Raw genomic sequence first — 18,166 nt, 5'->3', positions numbered from 1 at the left:
ACTTTAACAACAGATAGAAATGGAAATTTAGAACGTGCCTATTCATTTGATGGAGTTAATGATATTATTACAGTTAATCATAGCACTAATTTAAATATGGAAGGTGAACTTTCAATTTCTGTATGGGTTAAACCAACAACCTTATCAAATGCAATGATTTTAGGTAAATCAAATTACACATCTAACACTAATTATCTACTAAGAACAAAAACAACAGGTTTCTTACAATTTGAATATAAAAAATATGCAAATTCAACAAATAACCCTTTAATTGCTGGGCAATGGAATCATATTGCTGTTATTTCAGAAGCAGATAATACAAAAAAAATTTATGTAAATAACGTTTTATCTACTCATACAGAATCAACAAGCCCTTATGGAGTAGTAACAGATATTTTAACTATTGGAGCTAGATCTGGCGCCGAATTTTTTCAAGGAGCTATTGATGACCTTAGAATTTACAACAAAGCACTTTCTGAAGCTGAAATTCTAAATTTATATAATTATAACACTCTAAAAGTTGAAAAAATTGAAGATGTTGCTAATAGCAGTTTTTATGTTTTTAATAACACTCTATATTTCAAAAACACACAAAATTTAAATGAAATTAAAACTATTGAAGTTTATAATTTACTAGGTCAACAAGTATTTAAAACTTCAGATATTCAAGAAGTGATTTCGCTTCAACAACTACAAAAAGGAATTTATATTTTAAAAGTGAAAACTTCAAATACTAATCAATCTTTAAAATTTATTATTAACTAATTTTTTTAAAAAAATGAAAAATTCAGTCGTAAAATTTATCTGTGTGGTATCTTTCTTTATATGCTCTGGTATGCTCTTAAGTCAAAACTCTCTTAATTTTGATGGAATAGATGACTACGTGTCAATTCCAAATGGTGGAGCATTAAACAATTTACAAACAGGTACTATTGAAATGTGGGTAAATTGGAATAGTACAAATCAAGATCAAGATTCCTCTAATTATTATGCTTATGGAGCTATTGTTGCAAGGCAAAATAACAATGTTGTTTCCAATCAAATTATTGCGCTTAATAACAGTAATCCTGCTGTTGCTAAAATAATATGGAGACCATATAATGTTTCAACAATTGTTTTAACAAGTGTAAGTTCACCAATGGTAAATACTTGGGTTCATATAGCTATTGTTTACACTTCCGGAAGTCATAAAATGTATATTAATGGAAACCTTGAGGCCGAATCTTATGCTACAGGTACAATAGCAAATAATTCGGTTCCGCTTACAATTGGTGCTTGGATAGATCACGGAGATTCTTACAGTAAATCAAACATAGATGATTTTAGAATTTGGAATGTGGAAAGAACAGCTACTGAAATAGCAGAAAATATGAATAAAGAATTAACAGGAAACGAGGCTAATTTAATTACATATTACAATTTTAATCAAGGTATAGCAAATGGAAATAATAGTTCCGAAACGGTTCTAATAGACAGTTCAATAAATAATTTTGATGGAACTTTAATAGGATTTGCATTAAACGGAACAACCTCAAATTGGACACTAGGTATGGATTTTGGTGCGCTTTCCATTAACACAAATAAAACTTCAGATTTAAATTTATTTATTTCAGATAACACTCTGCATTTGAAAAACACACAAAATTTAAATAAAATTAAAACTATTGAAGTTTATAATTTACTAGGGCAAAAAGTATTTGAAACTTCAGATATTCAAGAAGTGATTTCGCTTCATCCATTACAACAAGGAATTCATATTTTAAAAGTGGAAACTTTAAATACTAATCAATCTTTAAAATTTATTATTAACTAAATTTTTAAAAAAAGAAGTGTAAACAGTTTAACAAACATTTATAAAAAGCCTCAAACTTTTTTGAGGCTTTTTATATTACTTTTACCTTTAAAATATAAAGACTCTAAAATTGGCACTTTTATTGTAGCTTATTTTAAAATAAATTAAATGATGAAAATTCAATATTTACAAATTCTTTTTTCTCTAATTATTAGCTTTTCAGCCTTAAATTTGTTTTCTCAAAACGACTCTTCTAAGGTTAATAAAATTGATAATGAACTAACAACTACGCAAAATAGCGGTCAATTAAAAGTGGATTTTTCTAAAATGAAAGTAAATCCGAATACCAATTTAGACTTTAAAATAGATGCAAAAGTAAATACCGAAGCTATTAACTCTAATTTAAACAAGTACAGCAATACAAATAATTCAAATTTTTTAATGGAAACGCTTCCTGAAGATAGAGATATAACTGGTAAAAAGTATTGGAATAATGAAGATGTTACACATAAAAAATTAAAAAGCTCTATGAGCTTGGGAACCCTAAAAAGCAAAACCAAAACTGTTAGAATTGAATGCCGAGATCATAGTTATGTAGATGGCGATAGAATTAGAATTTATTTAAACGAACACGTTGTAAGTGATAATATTGGATTAAAAGGTAATTCGTATGTGTATTACGTAACTTTAGAAAAAGGTTACAATAAATTAGATTTTCAGGCTATAAATCAAGGATTATCTGGCCCAAATACTGCAGAATTGAATGTGTACGATGCCGATGGCAATCTTATCTCTTCAAAAGAATGGGGATTAGGAACTGGCGAAGTAGCTACTTTAGGCGTTTTATATTATTAAAATAATCCATTCACATATTGTTCCAAAAACCATTAATCATATTCGTTTACAAGAATATGCACCCTTTGTTTTTAAAGAATTTATTCCATCAAAAAGTGGTGTAAAAAAAGCTATAAAAAAAGGTTTAATTTTATGTAACGGTATAATTGCCGAAACAGGAACCTGGATACAAGAAGGACAAGTTTTAGAACTACTAAAAGATCCATCAATAAAACCCAAAGCTTTTGAGTATAATTTAGAAGTTGTTTTTGAAGATGAACATTTGGCGGTAATAAATAAACCTGCCGGAATTACAGTTAGCGGAAACTCCTTTAAAACAATTTTTAATGCTTTACCCTATAATTTAAAAGAAAGCACAGAAAGTGATGCGTTATTTAAACCAACGCCAGTTCATAGATTAGACAATCAAACTTCGGGTATATTATTAATTGCAAAAACTAAAACTGCACAAATAGAACTTGGCAAGCAGTTTGAAAATAAAACCATTCAAAAAAATTATGTAGCTATTGTAGTTGGAGCAATTTTTAAAAACTGTACTATAAACTCTCCTATTGAAAACAAAGAATCATTAACATTTTTTGAAACCATTGAAGTTGTAAAATCTTTAAAATTTAAAGAATTAACTTATTTAAAAGCAACTCCAAAAACGGGAAGAACACATCAAATAAGAATTCATTTAGCATCTATTGGCCATCCAATTTTAGGTGATAAATTGTATGGAGATAAAGAAATGTTGCACAAAGGAAAAGGTCTTTTTTTAGCAGCAACAGACATTACTTTTTTACATCCAAAAACTTCAGAAAAAACAACCTTTAAAATAGCTGTTCCAAACAAATTTAATTCACTTTTAAATCGAGAAAAAAGACGTTGGAACAACTATAATATTTAATTAAAAAAGGTAAAACCTAGATGAACTTTTGAACCTTATTAAGAAAACAAGGTATTTAAAACATAGGCTAACCTAATACCTCCAATTTGTAACTGAGAACGTACCAGTCCAAAATTTTCGTACATGTAATTATAACTTAATTTTTCTCCCACCTCGGCAGAACCATATACTTTTATAGCTAATTGTTGTGTTTCATTTGCCCAATCAGCAATTGTTCCTTTTTGTAAATACGCAACTTGTTCCTTTGAAATTTTATCGGTGTTATCTGCTAATTCAGTAAAAGTCATATTAAAACTCTCAATCATTTTAGAATCCCAAACAGAATGTAAATTTGTACCATCATTAAACCATCTAACTTGTATATCGTTTCCACCTTTATCTTCATATCTTCCAACATGCATTGGCTGATGTAAATCTCCAATTAAATGCACTAACATTTTTAAGTAAAACGCTTTATCTTCTTTTGAAGCATTTTTATCTACAATAACAGCTTTACATTTCTCAATTCCAGAAACTAAATCGCCTTTTTCATTTTTCTCCGAATCTTCATATTTTACATCAAAAGGCATATTTACATAATGCCAAGTATAAAAATCGTTGTAACGTTTATCGGATTTTATATCATCGCCAAAGGTAGAAACCAACGCTAAACTTTGTCCGTCTAATAATTCAGCAATTTTACGTTTACTTTTACCAGATAAATAATCTTCGGCAATTTTGCCAATTGTTCTATGGCCAGTTGCACCCCAAAAAGGATTATTGTTAGAGTTTCCAACAAATGAAGTTGCTAAAAACAACCCTATAACAACTACTAATTTTAATGTTTTCATTTAAAAATAATTTTAGGCTAATATAAAACTATTGTTGATGAATTATTTGTAAATATTTAATTTTTTTTTATATCTTTATAATATCATTTTAATATCATAAAATCAACTTATCATGACTCAAGAAAAAATTATTAAATTATCCAATGGCTATTTTATGCTATTTTTACTATTGCTAATTATTGTTGGCGGAATTTTTAGTTTAGTAAATTCTATAATTCTACTATTTATAGCTCTTTTAGTAACTGCAATTATTACCATTCCAGGTTTCTTTTTAGTAAACCCCAACACTTCAAAAGTTTTGTTATTATTTGGTAAATACATTGGAACCGTAAAAGAAAATGGTTTTTATTGGGCAAATCCATTGTACACTAAAAAAAGTATTTCATTACGTGCTAGCAATTTTGATAGTGAACGCGTAAAGGTAAATGACAAACTAGGGAATCCAATTATGATTAGCACAATTGCAGTTTGGAAAGTAAAAGACACTTATAAGGCTGCTTTTGATGTTGATAATTACGAAAATTTTGTGCGCGTACAATCTGATGCTGCTGTACGAAAATTGGCAAGTTTATATCCTTATGACAATTTTGAAGATGATGGAAAAGCAGAAGAAATTACCTTAAGAGCAAGTGTAAATGAAGTTAGTGAAGCGCTGGAAGAAGAATTATCTGAACGCTTAGAAATGGCAGGAATAGAAGTACTAGAAGCACGAATTGGTTACTTAGCATATGCTCAGGAAATTGCAAGCGCAATGTTAAAAAGACAACAAGCCACAGCAATTATAGCGGCACGTCATAAAATTGTAGAAGGCGCAGTAAGTATGGTTGAAATGGCATTAGATAAACTTAATAAAAATAATATTGTTGATTTAGATGAAGAACGAAAGGCTGCAATGGTTAGCAATTTAATGGTGGTACTTTGCTCTGATAAAGATGTAGCGCCAATTGTAAATACAGGAACTTTAAATCATTAAAATATGATAACCGTTTTAACATATATCACTATTATTATTACCCTATTACTATCTAAAATATTTTAATTTTTAACCATGAAAGAATATAAAATTATTAAAAAAGGAATGTGGGGAAAAGATGCTGATTTTGAGGATAATTTAAATCAATTGGCACGAGAAGGATGGACCGTGAATAGTGTTACACACCACGGAGGAAGTTTTATGAAAGCATTATTAGAAAGAGAAAAAAACCGATAAATGAGAATTTTTAAGGAAGAGCAAAAATTTAATCAGCTATTTGTAATTGTAGGATTATTAATGGCTTTTATAATTACTTCAATTACAACTTATCAAAATTGGCAAACAGTGTCAGAAGAAAGTTTTAGCAAAAAACTTGGTAGTTTAATTGGAATTATTATAGTGCTAATTGTTGCCTTATTATTTGTTTTTTTAAAATTAAAAACGCGCGTTGATGAAATTGGCATTCACTATAAGTTCTATCCATTTCAATTCAATTTTAAAACAATTCCGTGGAAAAATATTGCAAAATGCTACATTAGAAAATACGAAGCAATTAGTGAATATGGTGGTTGGGGAATAAAATATAGCTTTTTTACAAAAAGAGGAAAGTGTTATACCACAAAAGGAAATATAGGTTTACAATTGGAACTGAAAAATGGTAAAAAAATATTATTTGGTACACAGTTAAAAGACACACTTCAAAAAACATTAGACACCTATCAAAAAAACATAATATAATATGAAAGTAACAACACTTTTAGTCTGGTTTTTATTCATCTCTAGTTTTTCTTTTTCACAGGAAAAAAATTATACCGAGATAGCGCAATCTATTAAAACACCTTCAACAACCTTAAACGGAACTTTATTAAACATCAATTCTAAGAAAAAAACACCTTTGGTAATTATAATTCCAGGTTCTGGCCCAACGGATAGAGATGGAAATAACGCTGCAATGAAAAATAATTCATTAAAATTTTTAGCTGAAAAATTGGCTGAAAACAATATTTCTTCTTACAGATTTGATAAAAGTGTGCTTTCTTATACAAAAGAACAAATTGCAACTGTTGATACCTTAACTTTTGAATCATTTATTACAGATACTAAAGCTGTACTATCCTATTTTAAAACCTCTAAAAATTATTCAAAAATTATTGTTGTTGGCCACAGCCAAGGAAGTTTAGTTGGTATGATTTCAGGAAAAAACATTGCAGACGCCTTTATATCATTAGAAGGTGCTGGAAAAACCATTGACGAAATATTAATTGAACAAATTTCAAAACAAGCACCGTTTTTAAAAGACGAAACTGTTAGAGTGTTAGATTCATTAAAAAAAGGTGTTATAGTTGATGATTTTAATCCAATGCTAGCATCTGTTTTTAATAAATCCGTACAACCATTTTTAATGTCATGGATAAAATACAATCCACAAAACGAAATTAAAAAATTAACAATTCCCACATTAATTATAAATGGTACAAAAGATATTCAAGTGCAAACTATTGATGCGGAATTACTTTACAAGGCAAAACCAAATTCTCAACTTTTTATTATAGAAAACATGAACCATCTTTTAAAAGAAATTAAAGGAGATGTAACCGAAAACATGAACTCTTATAACAATCCAGATTTACCAATAAAAGATGAATTAATAACAATACTAACAAAATTTATAAACGAACTTTAATACTATGGCAAATAAAAAAGCATTTGCATTACGCATTAACGAAGACATGTTAAAAGCTATTGAAAAATGGGCTGCAGACGAGTTTCGTTCCACTAACGGTCAGTTAGAATGGATGCTAAATCAATGCTTAAAAAATGCAAATAGATTACCTAAAAAAAATAATTCAAAAGACAATGTTTAAAATTGAAATTAAAAAAAACGACAATCCACTTCTTAATGAAGTAAAAATCTCTAACCCAACAACTTTAGTTTCTGCCATAATTTATCCAAATTTAGGCGCCTCACTTCAAAAGTTAACAAAAAACGGCATTGAAATAATTGATGGAATAACAAATAACGAAGAAGGTTTAACGTTGTATAAAAACAAATACAATTCTTCTTTATTATTTCCTTCACCAAACAGAATTGATGATGGTAAATATTCTTTTAACAATAATCAATACCAATTATTTTGTAATGAAACTACCTTAAACAACTCTTTACATGGCCATATTTTCAATAAACAATTTGAAGTAACAAAAGCCGATGCCACTGAAAACAGCGCCGAAATAACTTTAAGTTATACTAACAATGGTGACATTACTGGTTTTCCTTTTGCTTACAAAATTGATATTACATACACTTTTACAAAATACAATTTGGCTATTAATTTTAACGTAGTAAATAACGGCGAAGAAGAATTTCCTTTTGGACTTGGATGGCATCCTTATTTTAAATCAACCAACTTAGCAAAAAGCATTTTAACCTTTGATGGTACAAAAAAATACGACTTAAATGATAAAATGATTCCTCAAGAAGAAATTCAAATTCCTTTTAAAACTCCTTTAACTTTAGAAGACACTTTTTTAGATGATTGCTTTTTAATTCAACATCCAAAAGCCACATTTAAAACTCCAGATTACGAAATTGTGATAGATTTTACAGCTACATCAAATAAAAATTATTTGCAATGTTACACACCACACACCAGAGATTGTATTGCTATTGAACCAATGACGTGTGCGCCTAATAGTTTTAATAATAAAAATGGCTTACTAACTTTAATGCCAAAAAAATCTTTTGATTGGAAAATAAATTTAAATTATTAAAACAACCCTTTTGTAAAATAAAAAAGCACCTTTTTCAAGGTGCTTTTTTATTTGTTAATTAGTATATAAAAACTATTTTTTTGGATGTACTAATGTCATTTCTTCAATAAGATTTGTAGCACCTGCGTATTTATCAATAATAAATAATACGTATCGAATATCAACCATTATACTTCTAACAATATCAGCATCAAAGTATAAATCACTCATTGTTCCTTCCCAAGTTGTATCAAAAGCTAAACCAATTAAATTACCATTTCCATCAACAATTGGACTACCTGAATTTCCTCCAGTCATATGGTTTGTTGATAAAATATTTACAGGCATTTTACCGTTTTCGCCATACTGACCGTAATCTTTAGCGTGGTATAAATCTTGTAATTTTTGTGGTACATCAAATTCATAATCTCCAGGAATGTATTTTTCCATTACACCTTTTAAGTATGTTTTTGTAGTATAAGTAACGCCATCTTTTGGACTGTAACCTTGTGCCATTCCGTAATTTACACGTAAAGTACTATTAGCATCTGGGAAAAAGCGTTTATTTGGAAACACTTCCATTAAAGCTTTCATATATTCTTTTTGAACGGCCTCAATTTGTAAATTTAATGCTTGGTATTTAGGCTCTAGCTGATTGTAAAAAATACTGTGTAATTCTTTACCAAACTTATATGCTTTATCTGCATTAATTTTTTTAATAACATCTGCAGCCTTTCCTGATAATAAATCAGTAGCACCTTGTAAACTTGTTAATTTAGACGTTCCATAAATATCAGTTGCTAATTTTGCATAATTAACATTTTTCATATTTGCAGGCACAAATTCAGCAGGCGTTTTTTCGGCATATAAAGCCACTAATTTTTCAAAAACTGGTTTATCAACAACTGCACTATAATTTTTATAAGTACCTTCTAAACTACCTAAAATGTTTTGTCTAGCTTCTTCAAAAGCTTGTTCTCCACCTTTTAAATAGGTTTGCTCTAACTGATATACTTTAAACGTAACACCTAATAACTCAACATTTCTGTAAGCAATTTCAATCCAATAATCACGCGCCAAAGAAACGCTTTCAATTTCTTTATACAGTTTTTCAAAATCAGATAATAATGTTGAATACCCAACCAAATCTTTTTCAGCAACTATTTTAGAAAACGCTACTTCTTCTGCTTTTTTAACATCAATAGCTTTTGTTTGATGAATTCCTTGATTTTCTCCAATCCATTTTTTCCAATAGTTTGCTGTTGAAGCAAATTTTGATGCATATTTTATTTTAATATCTGCATCTTTACGCATATAAGAATCAATAATTTTTAATGCATTATCTCTTACTTCAATTTTAGCAGGATTTAATACATTTACAATTTGATCTACTGCAACCGCAGGTAAATATTCGTTTGTTCTTCCTGGGAAACCAAATACCATAGTAAAATCTCTTTCCTCAACACCATCTAAAGATATTGGTAAATAATGTGCTGGTTTGTAAGGCACATTGTCTTTTGAATATTTAGCAGGACGATTGTTAGCATCTGCATATACTCTAAACATAGAGAAATCTCCAGTATGTCTTGGCCACATCCAGTTATCAGTATCTGCTCCAAATTTACCAATTGATGTTGGAGGCGCACCAACTAAACGTACATCTGTAAATACTTCAGTAACAAATAATAAATATTGATTTCCTTTATAAAAAGAACGCACATAAGAATCTTGCCACTCCTCTTTTTGAACTTCTTTGTTAACTTTTAAAATATTTTGATTAACAATTTTCATTTTTTCAGCTTCATCCATATCGTCAGAAACACCTTCAAAAACTTGTGCAGTTACATCATCAATTCTTTTAATAAATGTTGCTGTTAAACTTTCGTTTGGTAATTCCTCTTCGTAGCTCATTGCCCAAAAACCATCTTTTAAATAATCATGTTCAACCGAAGAATGCGATTGAATAACTCCGTAACCACAGTGATGATTGGTTAATAATAATCCGTTTGGCGAAATAATTTCAGATGTACAACCACCACCAAAATGTGCAATCGCATCTTTTAAACTAGAGTTATTTACATCGTAAATATCTTTGGCAGTCATTTTGCTTCCAAGCAATTGCATTTCTTGCTCATTCATTCCTTCTAATAAAGAAGGAACCCACATTCCGCCTTGAATTTTGCGCGTATCAACCTTTTCGGAAACCTGCGCAACTGAATTTAGCGATACAAATAAAATCGCCAGTGCTACATAAAGTTTTAAATATCTCATTTTCTATTGTTTATTTATTTTTTTGGATGTACTAAAGTCATCTCATCTATTAAGTTTTTTGCTCCGGCAAATTTATCTACTATAAATAATACGTATCGTATATCTACCATTATATTTCTACAAATATCTGGATCGTAATTCATATCACTCATAGTACCTTCCCAAACTCTATCAAAATTTAATCCTATTAAATTTCCGTGAGCATCAATTGCTGGACTTCCTGAATTACCACCTGTAGTATGATTTGTACCTATAAAACAAACTGGCATTTTACCGTTTTCACCATATTGCCCATAATCTTTTGCTTCGTATAAATCCAATAATTTTTGAGGAACGTTAAATTCGTAATCACCCGGAACATATTTTTCAACAACACCATCTAAATAGGTTGTTGTGTTATAATAAACACCATCTTTTGGTTCGTAACCTCTTACTTGTCCGTAAGTTACACGTAATGTTCCGTTAGCATTTGGAAAGAAACGCTTATTTGGAAATACTTCCATTAATGCTTTCATATAGTTTTTTTGAACAGCAACAATTTGCATATTCAACTCTTGAAATTTAGGTTCTAAACTATTGTAAAACAACAAATGCCACTCTTTACCAAAAGCATAGGCCTTATCTGCATTTAACTTTTTCATTACCTCTTCAGCTGAACCTGACAGTAATTCTTTTGCCCCTTCTAATGAAGTTAATTTTGAAGTTGCATAAATATCTGTTGCTAAGGTAGAATAATTAACATTTTTCATATTTGATGGTAAATATTCCTTAGGTGCTTTTTCAGCTGCTAAACTCACTAATTTTTCAAAAACTGGTTGGTCTACTTTAGCGCTATAATTTTTATAAGTTCCTTCTAACCTGCTTAAAGTTGCTTGTCTTGCGTTTTCAAATACTTGTTCTCCTCCTCTTAAATATGCCTGTTCTAATTGAAAAGTTCTAAAAGTAACTCCTAATAATTCTACATTTCTATAAGCAACTTCCATCCAGTAATCACGTGCTAAAGAAACATTTTCAATTTCAGCATATAATTGCTCAAAATCAGATAATAATGTTGAATACCCAACTAAATCTTTTTCGGTAACAATTTTAGAAAATTCAGTTTCTAACTCTTTTTTCTTTTGAACTGCATTTGATTTTTGAATTCCTTGATTTTCACCAATCCATTTTTTCCAATAGTTTGCTGTGGATGCATATTTTGCTGCATACTGAATTTTTATAGCTGGATCTTCACGCATAAATGAATTCACAATTTTTAATGCATTATCTCTTACTTCAATTTTTGCTGGATTTGATACATTTACAATTTGGTCAACTGCAACTGCTGGTAAATACTCGTCTGTACTTCCAGGAAAACCAAAAACTAACGTAAAATCTTTTTCAGCAACACCATCTAATGATATTGGTAAATAATGATTTGGTTTATACGGAACATTGTTTTTTGAATAACTAGCAGGTTGGTTATTAGCATCTGCATAAATTCTAAACATAGAAAAATCTCCTGTATGTCTTGGCCACATCCAGTTATCTGTATCTGCTCCAAATTTTCCAATTGATGATGGTGGCGCACCAACTAAACGAACATCTTTAAAAATTTCTGTAACAAATAGTAAGTATTGATTACCATCGTAAAAAGATTTAACATTGGCATTTTGCCAATCTTCTTTTTGAGCAGCTTTGGTTGCTTTATCAATATTCTGATCAATCAATTTCATTTTTGAAGCCTCGTCCATAGTTTCAGAAACACCTTCAAAAATTTGAGCGGTTACATCATCAATTCTTTTAATAAAAGTAACTGTCATTCCTGGGTTTGCTAATTCTTCATCGTAACTTTTCGCCCAAAAACCATTTTCTAAATAATCATGTTCTACAGTAGAATGTGATTGAATGGCTCCAAAACCACAGTGATGATTTGTTAAAAGCAATCCGTTTGGCGAAATAATTTCAGAAGTACAACCTCCGTTAAAATGCACAATTGCATCCTTTAAGCTAGAATTATTTACATCGTAAATATCTTTAGCTGTCATTTTACTACCTAATAATTGCATTTCAGTTTCATTTATCCCTTCTAACAAAGATGGAATCCACATTCCGCCCTGAATTTCTCGGGTATCAACTTCAGTAGTTACAGGTTTTTGAACAATTGTATTGGCTTCTTGAACAGATTTACAAGAAATTACCAATAATGCAATAAGTAAATAGAGTTTTATATATTTCATTTAAATAATTTTTAATGAACAAATATAGGAAACCAAAAACTTATTTTTTGCGAATAAAGTCATAAATAATATTAAATTAGCCGAAATTGAAATAATTATATGGATACTACACCCTTTTTTACACAAGATACAATTGTATTTGGAATTTTAATGTTAACCCTTGGTTTTGTTTTTTATACTTCATCTAGCAATAATAGTGGTTGGAAAAAATTTTACAAATATGTGCCCGCATTATTAATGGCATATATGTTACCCGCCATTTTTACATCCACTGGAATTATTTCTCCAGAATGGGAAACAATAAGTGAAACCGGTGAAATTACACATCATGGTTCTCAATTATATTATATAGCCAGTAGGTTTTTATTACCTGCGGCCTTAGTTTTAATGACTTTAAGCATTGATTTAAAAGCTGTTTTTAATTTAGGTCCTAAAGCTTTAATTATGTTTTTAGCTGGAACCTTAGGAATTATAATTGGTGGACCAATAGCTGTTTTATTAGTTTCATTTGTTTCGCCTGAAACCGTTGGTGGAGTTGGACCAGATGCCGTTTGGAGAGGTTTAGCTACATTAGCCGGAAGTTGGATTGGTGGTGGTGCAAACCAAGCTGCAATGCTTGAAATTTATGAGTTTAACACAAAAAATTACGCCAGTTTTGTTATTGTTGATATTGTAGTTGCAAATATTTGGATGGCTATTTTATTACTTGGAATTGGAAAAAACGAAAAAATAGATAAATGGTTAAAAGCTGATAGCTCTGCCATAGAAACTTTGAAAGATAAAGTTTCTAATTACGCTGCAAAAATAAATAGAAACCCAACATTACCAGATTTAATGGTAATTTTATCTATAGCATTTGTTGTTGTTGGAGCCTCACATTTTGGCGCCGATTTAATTTCAGATTATTTAATTAATAATTTTGATGCTGTAAGCGATAAAACCTCTGCAATGTCATCTTTTGGTTCTCAGTTTTTTTGGATGATAACTATTGCAACTATTTTAGGAATTTTATTATCCTTCACTAAACTAAAAAGTTACGAAGGCGCAGGTGCAAGTAAAATTGGAAGCGTATTTATTTATATTTTAGTAGCGTCTATTGGTATGAAGATGAATTTAACTCAAATATTTGATAATCCTGGATTGTTAATAGTTGGTTTAATTTGGATGGTAATTCACGTTATTATTCTTATAGCAATTGCAAAATTAATAAAAGCTCCTTTTTTCTTTTTAGCTGTTGGTAGCCAAGCAAATATTGGTGGTGCAGCTTCTGCTCCAATTGTTGCAGCTGCGTTTCATCCTTCACTTGCAACTGTTGGCGTTTTACTAGCTGTATTTGGCTATGTAGTTGGTACATACGGTGCTATGTTTACAGCAGAATTAATGCGTATTGTTGCTCCATAAATTCATTAAATAATCAAAAAAATATAAGATATTTGTGCTATAAATTTTATAAAATGAAAAAATTAATAAGTTGTATTATTTTAATTTCGGTTTTAGCTGCTTGTACAAAAGATAAAACTGGAAATATGTTGGTTAAAGTATCTGTTGATGGACTAAAAAAAGGTACTGTATATTTACAAAAAATGAAAGATACGGTGTTAGTATCTGTAGATTCTGTTGAAATTAATGGCGATGGTATATTTGTATTGTCTGACGAAATTGAAACTCCAGAAGTTTACATTGTTTCACTTGATAAAATAGCCTCAGAAAAAATAACTTTTTTTGGTGAAAAAGGTGAAATTACAATTAACTCTAGAGTTGAAAAATTTGCTACTTCAGCAAAAATTACTGGTTCTAAAAATCAAGAAAAGTTAGAAGAATACAAAGCAATGTCTAAAAAATTTACTGGAAAACAGTTAGATTTATTAAAAGAAAAATTTGAAGCACATCAAAAAAATGATACTGCTTTAATAGCTAAAATATTAAAAGACGAAAAGAGTTTATTAAAACGCAAATATTATTATACCACTAATTTTGCTGTTGTAAATGCAGATTTTGAAACAGCTCCGTATTTGGCTTTAACAGAATTATACAATGCTAACATTAAACTTTTAGACACTGTTAATAACAGTTTAACTGAAAAAGTTAAATTATCTAAATATGGAAAAGAATTAGATAAGTTTATTAAAGAAATAAAACAATCTGAAAACTAAAAAAAAAAGCAACTTTAACAAGTTGCTTTTTTTTTGATTAATTTGTAACAAAATTAAATTACCTAAGACTTATTAGTTGAAAACTAACCAAATTTGATTAAAGAACTAGAACATAAGTTTATTTCTGAATTTCAAGAGAATCAGAATATTGTTCATAAAGTATGTAGAATTTACACTTCCGATCAAGAATCGCATAACGATTTGTTTCAGGAAATTACAATTCAACTATGGAAAGCGTACCCAACATTTAGAGGTGATTCTAAATTAAGCACTTGGATGTATAGAATTGGGTTAAATACAGCTATTACGTTGTATAGAAAATCGAAAAGAAGTATACCAACACAAGATTTTGATACCGTTTTACATAAAATTGAATCTACCGATTATGACAATACTGAAGAGGAACAATTAAAATTAATGTATAAAGCAATACATCAGCTTTCAGACATTGATAAAGGATTAATATTCTTATACTTAGAAGATAAGAATTATAGCGAAATATCTGAAACATTAGGTATTTCTGAAGTGAATGCACGCGTGAAAATGAATAGAATTAAAACTCGCTTAAAAACAATATTAAATCCGTAACCTATGGATGAATTAGAATTATTAAAAAGAGATTGGAAGAAGCAAGAAGCCAACCTTCCTAAAATATCTTACGATGATATTTATAAATTGATACACAAAAAATCATCATCTATAGTAAAATGGATTTTAATTATTTGTATAGCAGAACTCTTATTTTGGTCTGGATTAAATTTATTAATCCCAGAAAGCTACTTAGAAATATATGAGAAGTTTAACTTAAGATCTTTTTTAAACATTACTCAATATTTACATTATGCTGTTGTGCTAATTTTTATTTATTTTTTCTATAAAAATTATAAAACAATATATGTAAGTGAAAGCACAAATTTATTAATGAAAAGGATTATTAAAACAAGAAAAACCGTTAACTATTATGTTTATTATAATATAATAATGTACGTTTTATTAACTATAATTTTAAATGTAGTTATGTTTTCAAATCCTGAATTATTAATTAAAACATTAAACCCAGGAGAATCGGCTGTTGATGGTGATTTATTTTTAAAAATATTGCTTATTGTTCAGGTAGTAATTTTATTAATTATGTTTGGATTGCTGTGCTTGTATTACAGAATAATTTATGGAATTTTACTTAGACGATTAAATAAAAATTATAAGGAACTTGAAAATTTAGATATTTAACTAAAAACCCCGAAATTTCTTTCGGGGTTTTTAGTATGCTTTTTATAAATATCATTTAAGCTTGTTGTGCTGAACTTGATTCAGGTTGACGAAAATTTCATTTTTAAGATAACTTTTTTAATATATCTTTCACTTAAATTGTCATAGAAAAAACTCTGGTTTCTGGTTTATTTTCAAGTAAGCGTAAATCAAAAGCCATACAAATATTACGTACAAACATACGTCCTTCTTCTTTTACTTTAACTCTTTCATCAGAAACCTGCACCAAACCATCATCAATTATTGGTTTTAATCGCTCTATAATTTCATTTTTAACTTTTGGATCTAAACCAATTTTCCATTCAGTTTCTAAATTACACATTAAATTTAAAATGTGTTTTCTAATAATTAAATCCATATCTGTTAACAAATGACCTCTAAAAATTGGAATAATTCCTGCATTTACTTTAGTTGTATAATCATCAACATCTTTTTCATTTTGAGCAAAAGCATACCAAGAATCACTAATAGACGACATTCCTAAACCAATCATTAATTCTGTTTTTCCAGCAGTATAGCCCATAAAATTACGATGTAATTTTTTTGCTTCCATAGCTTTGTGCAAAGAATCTGTTGGCAAAGCAAAATGATCCATTCCAATTTCTACATAACCATTTTCAAAAAACAATTGTTTTCCTAATTCGTACAAATGGCGTTTTTCAGTATCTTTGGGTAAATCGGAATCTTCAAAACCACGTTGCCCAACGCCTTTTATCCAAGGTACGTGTGCATAGCTGTAATAGGCAATTCTATCAGGTTTTAATGTTATCGTATTTTTTATGGTATTTCTAATACTCTCTTCTGTTTGAAAAGGAAGTCCAAAAATTAAATCGTGACTAATAGATTCATACCCTATTTTTTTTGATAAATCATGCACTTTTTTTACTTGCTCAAAACTTTGAACTCTATGAATAGCCTTTTGTACTTTAGGATCGTAATCTTGAATTCCAAAACTATTACGTCTAGAACCTAAATTAAACAATGTTTGTAATTGCTCTTCTGAAGTATGATTTGGATGACCTTCGTAACTAAAATCGAAAACTTCAAATTTATCAGCTCTTTTAAAAATACCATTAATTAGTTTTTTTAAATTTTCTGATGAAAAGAAAGTTGGCGTTCCACCTCCTAAATGAATTTCTCTAATTTTTGGTCGTTCAACCAATAAATCACAATATAAATCCCATTCTTTTAAAACAGTTTCTATGTACGGTTGTTCAACCTCATGACGCTTTGTTATTTTTTTATGACATGCACAAAAAGTACATAAACTTTCACAAAAAGGTAAATGAATATATAAGCTAATTCCTTCAACAGTATTACTTTCATCAAAAGATTTTTTAACAGTACGTTTCCAATCTTCTAAAGCAATTCCTTCTTTGTCCCAAAATGGTACCGTTGGATAACTGGTATATCTTGGTCCTGGAATATTATATTTTTGAATTAAGTTTTTCATAATTAGTAGTGCGTAGTAATAAATTAGTAATAAGATTTCTTTTTCTCAATTCTAAAATCTTAATTCTAAAATCTAACTTTTATATTCCTTTACAGCATCAATAAATGCCTTTGCATTATCTACAGGAATATTTGGTAAAATACCATGACCTAAATTTACAATATATTTATCTTTTCCAAAATCATCAATCATTTTTGTAACCATTTTTTTGATTTCCTTTGGTGGTGATAATAACCTTGCCGGATCAAAATTACCTTGTAATGTAATTTTATTACCAGCTAATTTACGTGCCATTTGCGGTGTAATTGTCCAATCTACACCTAAAGCAGCAGCATTAGATTTTGCCATGTCTTCTAATGCAAACCAACAACCTTTTCCAAATGCAATTACTGGAGCATCATCTTTTAATGCTTCAATAATTTGATTGATATATTTCCAAGAAAACTCTTGATAATCTACTGGAGATAACATTCCTCCCCAAGAATCAAAAATTTGAACAGCATTAACACCTGCTTTTACTTTTTCTTTTAAATAAGCAATGGTTGTATCTGTAATTTTTTGCAACAATGTATGTGCTAATTCTGGTTTTGTAAAACAAAATTCTTTTGCCAAATCAAAAGTTTTAGAACCCTGACCTTGCACACAATAACATAAAATTGTCCAAGGAGAACCCGCAAAACCAATTAATGGAATATCATTATTCAACATTTGCTT

At 29.2% G+C, this 18,166-nt stretch carries 19 protein-coding genes; 14 read left to right on the top strand and 5 right to left on the bottom strand.

What is annotated here, in order from left to right:
* From ABY298_RS09070 to ABY298_RS09055, 4 genes are all read left to right on the top strand, one after another.
* Positions 1-765 (top strand): LamG-like jellyroll fold domain-containing protein (locus tag ABY298_RS09070; protein ID WP_372745726.1); only part of this gene is annotated, 765 nt, incomplete at its 5' end.
* Between the two features lie 13 nt (positions 766-778).
* Entirely contained in the window at positions 779-1,813 is a 1,035-nt protein-coding gene (locus ABY298_RS09065; protein WP_372745725.1) for a LamG-like jellyroll fold domain-containing protein, read from the top strand.
* A 147-nt stretch (positions 1,814-1,960) separates the two neighbouring features.
* The gene (locus ABY298_RS09060) at positions 1,961-2,647 is read left to right on the top strand and encodes a hypothetical protein (protein ID WP_372745724.1); all 687 of its coding nucleotides are present in this window, start codon (positions 1,961-1,963) and stop codon (positions 2,645-2,647) included.
* Positions 2,640-3,536 carry an RluA family pseudouridine synthase gene (locus tag ABY298_RS09055; protein WP_372745727.1) on the top strand — a complete coding sequence of 299 codons (897 nt, stop codon included), beginning with the start codon at positions 2,640-2,642 and terminating at the stop codon, positions 3,534-3,536. Before ABY298_RS09060 ends, ABY298_RS09055 begins: the two co-directional genes overlap by 8 nt.
* Positions 3,537-3,574: 38 nt before the next feature.
* Here the strand turns inward: ABY298_RS09055 and ABY298_RS09050 are convergent, their stop codons facing one another.
* Positions 3,575-4,366 carry a S1/P1 nuclease gene (locus ABY298_RS09050; protein WP_372745723.1) on the bottom strand — a complete coding sequence of 264 codons (792 nt, stop codon included), beginning with the start codon at positions 4,364-4,366 and terminating at the stop codon, positions 3,575-3,577.
* 112 nt (positions 4,367-4,478) lie between these two features.
* Between ABY298_RS09050 and ABY298_RS09045 the strand changes: the two genes are divergently transcribed.
* From ABY298_RS09045 to ABY298_RS09020, 6 genes are all read left to right on the top strand, one after another.
* Positions 4,479-5,339 carry an SPFH domain-containing protein gene (locus tag ABY298_RS09045; protein WP_372745722.1) on the top strand — a complete coding sequence of 287 codons (861 nt, stop codon included), beginning with the start codon at positions 4,479-4,481 and terminating at the stop codon, positions 5,337-5,339.
* Positions 5,340-5,414: 75 nt separating this feature from the next.
* Positions 5,415-5,576 carry a hypothetical protein gene (locus ABY298_RS09040; RefSeq protein WP_372745721.1) on the top strand — a complete coding sequence of 54 codons (162 nt, stop codon included), beginning with the start codon at positions 5,415-5,417 and terminating at the stop codon, positions 5,574-5,576.
* On the top strand, positions 5,577-6,077 hold the full coding sequence (locus tag ABY298_RS09035; protein WP_372745720.1) for a hypothetical protein: 501 nt from the start codon (positions 5,577-5,579) through the stop codon (positions 6,075-6,077).
* A gap of 1 nt (position 6,078) precedes the next feature.
* Positions 6,079-7,023, top strand: a complete 945-nt coding sequence (locus tag ABY298_RS09030; RefSeq protein WP_372745719.1) for an alpha/beta hydrolase — start codon at positions 6,079-6,081, stop codon at positions 7,021-7,023.
* Between the two features lie 4 nt (positions 7,024-7,027).
* Positions 7,028-7,204 (top strand): Arc family DNA binding domain-containing protein, encoded by a 177-nt coding sequence (locus ABY298_RS09025; RefSeq protein ID WP_372745718.1) that lies wholly within the window; start codon positions 7,028-7,030, stop codon positions 7,202-7,204.
* A complete protein-coding gene (locus ABY298_RS09020; RefSeq protein ID WP_372745717.1) occupies positions 7,197-8,111 on the top strand; it encodes an aldose 1-epimerase in 915 nt (304 codons plus the stop codon). Before ABY298_RS09025 ends, ABY298_RS09020 begins: the two co-directional genes overlap by 8 nt.
* A 72-nt stretch (positions 8,112-8,183) precedes the next feature.
* Here ABY298_RS09020 and ABY298_RS09015 read toward each other — a convergent pair whose 3' ends face one another.
* The gene (locus ABY298_RS09015; protein WP_372745716.1) at positions 8,184-10,361 is read right to left on the bottom strand and encodes a S46 family peptidase; all 2,178 of its coding nucleotides are present in this window, start codon (positions 10,359-10,361) and stop codon (positions 8,184-8,186) included.
* A 14-nt stretch (positions 10,362-10,375) separates the two neighbouring features.
* A complete protein-coding gene (locus tag ABY298_RS09010) occupies positions 10,376-12,577 on the bottom strand; it encodes a S46 family peptidase (RefSeq protein ID WP_372745715.1) in 2,202 nt (733 codons plus the stop codon).
* 99 nt (positions 12,578-12,676) lie between these two features.
* On the opposite strand from ABY298_RS09010, the gene ABY298_RS09005 reads away from it, so the two are divergent.
* From ABY298_RS09005 to ABY298_RS08990, 4 genes are all read left to right on the top strand, one after another.
* The gene (locus ABY298_RS09005) at positions 12,677-13,978 is read left to right on the top strand and encodes a DUF819 domain-containing protein (RefSeq protein WP_372745714.1); all 1,302 of its coding nucleotides are present in this window, start codon (positions 12,677-12,679) and stop codon (positions 13,976-13,978) included.
* 53 nt (positions 13,979-14,031) lie between these two features.
* Positions 14,032-14,730, top strand: coding sequence for a DUF4369 domain-containing protein (locus ABY298_RS09000; protein ID WP_372745713.1), 699 nt, complete (start codon positions 14,032-14,034; stop codon positions 14,728-14,730).
* Positions 14,731-14,823: 93 nt separating this feature from the next.
* Positions 14,824-15,318: an RNA polymerase sigma factor gene (locus tag ABY298_RS08995; RefSeq protein ID WP_372745712.1), complete on the top strand. Its 495-nt coding sequence runs from the start codon at positions 14,824-14,826 to the stop codon at positions 15,316-15,318.
* Positions 15,319-15,321: 3 nt separating this feature from the next.
* A complete protein-coding gene (locus tag ABY298_RS08990; protein WP_372745711.1) occupies positions 15,322-15,960 on the top strand; it encodes a hypothetical protein in 639 nt (212 codons plus the stop codon).
* Between the two features lie 133 nt (positions 15,961-16,093).
* Here the strand turns inward: ABY298_RS08990 and hemN are convergent, their stop codons facing one another.
* Complete coding sequence (gene hemN, locus ABY298_RS08985; protein WP_372745710.1) at positions 16,094-17,452, bottom strand: oxygen-independent coproporphyrinogen III oxidase; 1,359 nt, start codon at positions 17,450-17,452, stop codon at positions 16,094-16,096.
* A 72-nt stretch (positions 17,453-17,524) separates the two neighbouring features.
* Positions 17,525-18,166 (bottom strand): uroporphyrinogen decarboxylase family protein (locus ABY298_RS08980; protein WP_372745709.1); only part of this gene is annotated, 642 nt, incomplete at its 5' end.

The organism is Lutibacter sp. (genome assembly GCF_041596795.1).
Classification (GTDB): domain Bacteria; phylum Bacteroidota; class Bacteroidia; order Flavobacteriales; family Flavobacteriaceae; genus Lutibacter.
Note: the sequence above shows the minus strand (reverse complement) of the source record. Positions and strands in the feature narration are given on the sequence as shown.

Excerpts from the sequence above, each read along its gene's own strand:
- ABY298_RS09065 (WP_372745725.1), top strand. The coding sequence starts at position 779 with ATGAAAAATTCAGTCGTAAAATTTATCTGTGTGGTATCTTTCTTTATA.
- ABY298_RS09060 (WP_372745724.1), top strand. The coding sequence starts at position 1,961 with ATGATGAAAATTCAATATTTACAAATTCTTTTTTCTCTAATTATTAGC.
- ABY298_RS09050 (WP_372745723.1), bottom strand. The coding sequence starts at position 4,366 with ATGAAAACATTAAAATTAGTAGTTGTTATAGGGTTGTTTTTAGCAACT.
- ABY298_RS09045 (WP_372745722.1), top strand. The coding sequence starts at position 4,479 with ATGACTCAAGAAAAAATTATTAAATTATCCAATGGCTATTTTATGCTA.
- ABY298_RS09040 (WP_372745721.1), top strand. The coding sequence starts at position 5,415 with ATGAAAGAATATAAAATTATTAAAAAAGGAATGTGGGGAAAAGATGCT.
- ABY298_RS09035 (WP_372745720.1), top strand. The coding sequence starts at position 5,577 with ATGAGAATTTTTAAGGAAGAGCAAAAATTTAATCAGCTATTTGTAATT.
- ABY298_RS09030 (WP_372745719.1), top strand. The coding sequence starts at position 6,079 with ATGAAAGTAACAACACTTTTAGTCTGGTTTTTATTCATCTCTAGTTTT.
- ABY298_RS09025 (WP_372745718.1), top strand. The coding sequence starts at position 7,028 with ATGGCAAATAAAAAAGCATTTGCATTACGCATTAACGAAGACATGTTA.
- ABY298_RS09020 (WP_372745717.1), top strand. The coding sequence starts at position 7,197 with ATGTTTAAAATTGAAATTAAAAAAAACGACAATCCACTTCTTAATGAA.
- ABY298_RS09015 (WP_372745716.1), bottom strand. The coding sequence starts at position 10,361 with ATGAGATATTTAAAACTTTATGTAGCACTGGCGATTTTATTTGTATCG.
- ABY298_RS09010 (WP_372745715.1), bottom strand. The coding sequence starts at position 12,577 with ATGAAATATATAAAACTCTATTTACTTATTGCATTATTGGTAATTTCT.
- ABY298_RS09005 (WP_372745714.1), top strand. The coding sequence starts at position 12,677 with ATGGATACTACACCCTTTTTTACACAAGATACAATTGTATTTGGAATT.
- ABY298_RS09000 (WP_372745713.1), top strand. The coding sequence starts at position 14,032 with ATGAAAAAATTAATAAGTTGTATTATTTTAATTTCGGTTTTAGCTGCT.
- ABY298_RS08990 (WP_372745711.1), top strand. The coding sequence starts at position 15,322 with ATGGATGAATTAGAATTATTAAAAAGAGATTGGAAGAAGCAAGAAGCC.
- hemN (WP_372745710.1), bottom strand. The coding sequence starts at position 17,452 with ATGAAAAACTTAATTCAAAAATATAATATTCCAGGACCAAGATATACC.